The 5,114-nt window shown below is 57.8% G+C and carries 1 protein-coding gene and 1 pseudogene; one reads left to right on the plus strand and one right to left on the minus strand.

Going from position 1 to position 5,114, the window contains the following annotated elements; all coding sequences use genetic code 11:
* Positions 1-2,483: pseudogene (locus GIW04_RS27615) on the plus strand (dermonecrotic toxin domain-containing protein); the annotation flags it as partial.
* Between the two features lie 128 nt (positions 2,484-2,611).
* Here GIW04_RS27615 and GIW04_RS27620 read toward each other — a convergent pair.
* Positions 2,612-4,987, minus strand: a complete 2,376-nt coding sequence (locus GIW04_RS27620) for an efflux RND transporter permease subunit (protein WP_034135424.1) — start codon at positions 4,985-4,987, stop codon at positions 2,612-2,614.
* Positions 4,988-5,114 lie beyond the last annotated feature (127 nt).

A 5,114-nucleotide genomic window follows, 5' to 3' on the forward strand; every position in this document is an offset into this window, starting at 1 on the left:
CCCATGTACCCGTCGCCGAATCCAAGCCAGCGCGCACCTTTGAGCCATTTAAGCCAGGAGCCGATGCCAGCGACCCTGCACCCCGCCCCCGCCAGAGCAACGACCCCATGCGCCCTGCGCCTGCCATCCACCAAGACCCGAGCGCACCGGTCACCCAAGGCTTCGGTGGTGACGGCACGGCCATTGATATCAGGCTGTCGAGCCCACGCGGATTAACCCCCGAGCTGCGTGCACACATCGACTCGTTCACAGTGCCCGCTCCAACAGCCCCCGACACTCCAATCGGCGAAGGCATCAGGAAGGGCCTGTATCAAGTGGATAACCGCTGGTACGCCTGCATCGACAACCATTGGTTTCGCGTCGCAACCGACCTGGACGGTCCCTACGTAATCGACGAACACAACAAGGCTCGTACGGCGCCGCCGATAGCACGCGATGCCCAGGGCAACTGGCATTTTGACGTGGCGCCCAGACTCAGGGGCGGAATGCCCAAGAGCGCAAGCCTGCAGGAAACACTCGGGAAAAGCCGGCGCGCCAAGGAGCAAGCAGAAAAGAGCTACCAACGCAGTATGTTGGAGCGCATGAAGGTTTCAGCAAAACATGACACGGCAATCGAAACGATCAAGGACAGCTTCATCGAATATCAGAACGCCCGGAAAAAGCTCAAGACCCTGCGCAATCTGGTTACCGATGACACGTCCGCCAATCGCTTCGCTGCTGCGTACGCGCAACATCGCCAGGCCACACTGATGCTCAAGAGCCGCCTGGATCAACAACTTCAAGACCTCAAGCCGCTAACCCAGGCACTCAGGGCAGCCAGCGAAAAAACGATTGAAACCATAGCCCCAAAGAAAATAGGGGGGGTCGACGACCTGTCGACGTTCAAAGAGAACCGCTCTTTGGAATACCAATACACATTGCATACGCTGATTGGGATAGAGGACTTTTACGTCAAGCTGGTCACCGACGCCCTCCAGTACGGCATCAGTGGCGCCTCGATGGCAGAGCTGGAAAATACTGCGCATTCAGGCTCTCGGGAGGCCTACGACGAACTGACCAGCGTGTTTGAAATGGCGTACCACGCCACCGACAAGTTGCTGACGTCCAGCGAGGCGATCAGATCGGTGTTCGACCAATGGAAAAACGATTCGCCCTTCGCCAGTAAACGTGCCGAGGAGTACCTGAAGACGCGCTACAACCGGTCCCCCGCCACAGGGGTGTTCATGGCCAAGATGAACCAGTTGGTGCTGCTCAAACGCCTGGCCACCGAATGGACTGCGCTGTCCCCCGACATCGCCGAGCAATTTCAGATGAGGCGGTTCTTGAACGTCGACCTGAAAGCCGAATACCTGGCGTTCAATGACCTGCGCCAGTACGAGGGCTACAGCCTGAGCGAGCGCAAAGCCACGCTGACCACCATCATCGACAAATACAAACAGGTATTGAGTGACAGCGTCACGCTACAGGAAGAGCATCCGGAACAATTTCGCCGCGATTACCATCAACAGTTTACCGAGACACTCAAGCACTTCATCGACGATGCAGAAGCCGAGCTAGTCCAGATCGTCAAGGAAGAACAACAACTGATTGCACCCACCCCTGCACGCAAGGACCGGCAGGCCAAACCGCAGAACAAGCGTGTATTCAAGACCGAGCATAAAGAAAGCCTGATCGGCACGCTGCGCCCTCCCGTACCCGGCCAAGCCGTGAACATTATCGACGTGGTCGACCCACAGAGCGGGCAACCGATCGCCAGCTACAGCGAACACCCTGGGGAGCGTGGCTGGGTGAAGATCGTCCAGGGCCAACCTACGGCGCCACGCCCTGTTTCATTACCCAAATCCTGGTCCAGCTACAAAAGCGAAGCGCAAAGCTTGATCGACGGCGTGACGAAGATAGAGCAGAGCATTCTTTTTCAGAAAAAGAAGCTCGACGACCCCGTGCGACGAGACACCGTCAGCCCCCGCGACTGGAACGACATGCTCGAAGCCCAGGCCAACCTGCTCATCGAAAAAGCGCAACAGGCGCAAGTCGCCCATGGCAGCAAACCGGAAACCGCCGAATGGGTGGCACGCTGGCGAGCAACGGCCGAGGACATCCTGCAAAAGGCCCGCCGCCATACCGCCGATGGCTATCTGGTACAGACGCCGACGGCGGAAAATGTCGATTACCTCTGGCGCCACGGTTTTGTCGATATCAACCTGGTACGACGCGACATCCCGACTAAAACTGGCGATGTCTTCACCGAATACGTGGTTCGCAAGAAAAACAAAATCGACGCGCTGTGGTACGCCCACTTCCACTATCCACAAAAGGGCTGGGCGCGTGATGACTACACAGCGGCGCATCTGAAGACACCGGCCCAGCGCACCAAGACCCAGAAGGACCTGATTGCCGAGGCCGGGAACAACGGGGTCGTGGAACGCATCATCAAGGCCGGTATCACCAAGCCGCTGGATGAAAGACTGTTCTTGAAATTGTGAAACCCGGCGCTTGAAGGTCAACAAAAAGCCGCACAGTGGGCTAATGCCGTTCAGTTAAGCGTATATCGCTCCTACAAAAAGCCTTAACTGAACAGCATTAGCATGATGTGCGGCTTTTTTACCCGGTTTTAATGCGCGAACAATGAGTTGCCCTTCTGCCCCGCCAACTTCTCGGGTTTGATCAGGAACCGTGCCAGGGCCGGTAACAGCCACAGCGCGCCAAACATGTTCCACAGCAGCATGAAGGTCAGCATCAGGCCCATGTCGGCCTGGAACTTGATGGCCGAGAAGATCCAGGTGCACACGCCGATGGCCAGGCACAGGCCGGTGAACAGCACGGCTTTACCGGTGGATTTCAACGTCTGGTAATACGCCTCTTGCAACGGCAGGCCGGCGCGCAGGAAGCTTTCCAGGCGGCTGTAGATGTAGATGCCGTAGTCCACGCCAATCCCCACGCCCAGGGCCACCACCGGCAAGGTCGCAACCTTGACGCCAATGCCCATGAACGCCATCAGCGCGTTACCCAGTACCGAGGTCAGCACCAGCGGCAGCACGATGCACAGGGTCGCCGCCCAGGAGCGGAAGGTGATCATGCACATGGTCGCCACACACAGGTACACCAGGATCAAGATGATCAGTTCCGATTCCTTGATCACCTCGTTGGTGGCCGCTTCGATCCCGGCATTACCAGCGGCGAGGATGAACTCCAGGCCCTCCTTGTTGTTTTCCTTGGCAAAGTCCTGCACCGCATGCACAGCGCGGTCGAGGGTTTCGGCCTTGTGGTCGTTGAGGAACACCAGCACTGGCGCCAGGGAGCAATTGTTGTTGTACAAGCCATCGGCACGGGCGATGGAGTTGTTCAGCACATCCGGGTTGCGCGACAGGGTTTCCCATTTCAGGTTGCCCTCGTTCATGCCCTTGATCATTTGCTTGGACACGGTCACCAACGAGATCGCCGACTGCACGCCCTCGGTGTTCTGCATCTTCCACATCAACTGGTCGATGGGCGCCATGGCTTCATAGCGCGAGCAGCCTTCGGCCTTGGTCTTGACCATCACCACCAACACGTCGGAGCTGGTGGAGTAATTGCTGATGATGAAATTGTTGTCTTTGTTGTAACGCGAATCCGGGCGCAGTTCCGGTGCGCCTTGGTCCAGGTCGCCGATCTTCAGGTTCTGGCTGTACCAGAGGCCGCCACCAAAGGCGATCAAGGCCAGGAACACAGAAACCGGCGCGACTTTCGGGCTTGCGAATTTGGACAGCAGGCGCCAGAAGCTATGTTCGCGGTTCGCGTCTTTCTTGCTCTTGGCGATGGCGCGCTTGCTGATGCCTACATAGGAAATCGCGACCGGCAGCAGGATCAGGTTGGTGAACACGATCACTGCCACACCGATGGACGCGCCGATAGCCAGTTCGCGGATGACGCCAATGTCGATGATCAGCAGCGTAATAAAGCCCACCGCGTCGGCCAGAATGGCGATCATCCCCGGCAGGAACAGTTGCCGGAAGGTGCGCCGTGCGGCGGTCAGGGCGTTGTCTGCCTCGCTGGATTGCAGGGCAATGCCGTTGATCTTCTGCACGCCATGGGAAATGCCGATGGCGAAGATCAGGAACGGCACCAGCATTGAATACGGGTCCAGCCCGAAACCGAAGAAGTGCATCAACCCGAGTTGCCAGACCACCGCCACCAATGTCGTGCTCAATACCGCAATAGTGCTGCGCAGGCAGTTGGTGAACCACAGCAGCAGAATCAGGGTGATGACAAACGCAACGCCGAAGAACAGCACCACCATCACCAGGCCGTCGATCAGGTCGCCGACCTTTTTGGCAAAGCCGACAATATGAATCTTGACGTTGGGGTTCTGGGTTTCGAACTTGTCGCGGATCTTGTCTTCGAGTTCATGGGAGAACTTGCGGTAGTCCAGGGCCAGCAACTTGCCCTGGTCTTGCGGGTCCGGGTAGGACTCCAACAGCGGGATATCAACGATGCTCGACTTGAAGTCATTGGCCACCAGCCGCCCGACCTGGCCGGACTTGAGCACGTTATTGCGCAACTGGTCGAGGCTCTGGGGCGAACCGTTGTAGCTCTGCGGGATGACCTCCCCGCCGGCAAACCCTTCTTCGGTCACTTCGGTCCAGCGTACGCTGGGGCTCCACAGCGACTTGAGGCCCGAGCGGTCCACACCGGAGATGTAGAACACTTCGTCGTGGATCTGGCGCAGGGTCTCCATGTAGTCCTGGGTGAAGATATCTCCGTCCTTGGCCTCCACCGAAATACGCACGGTGTTGCCCAGGTTGGCCAAATCGTTGCGGTGCTCCATCATTTTTTCGATGAAGGGGTGCTTGAGGGGGATCATCTTTTCAAAGCTGGTGGACGGGCGAATCAAGGTCGCCTGCCAGAACAGGAAGAGGCTCACCAGCAGGCAGATGACGATCACCGCCGGGCGATTGTTGAAAATCAGACGCTCAAGAAAGGTCGCTTTATCGTTGTGATGACTGCTCATTGAATCCCCGCCTTCTTATTATTTTGAGAGCTCTGCGCCGGCCGATGTGGCAACCCGCACGCCACCCTGCCCCGCGAGGATCAAATTACCATTGCCTGCCGCCGTGACCGCCGAGAGTGAAATACGG

This window comes from Pseudomonas sp. PA-4-8C (assembly GCF_021606625.1).
Lineage (GTDB): Bacteria > Pseudomonadota > Gammaproteobacteria > Pseudomonadales > Pseudomonadaceae > Aquipseudomonas > Aquipseudomonas lactis.

Excerpts from the sequence above, each read along its gene's own strand:
- GIW04_RS27620 (WP_034135424.1), bottom strand. The coding sequence starts at position 4,987 with ATGAGCAGTCATCACAACGATAAAGCGACCTTTCTTGAGCGTCTGATT.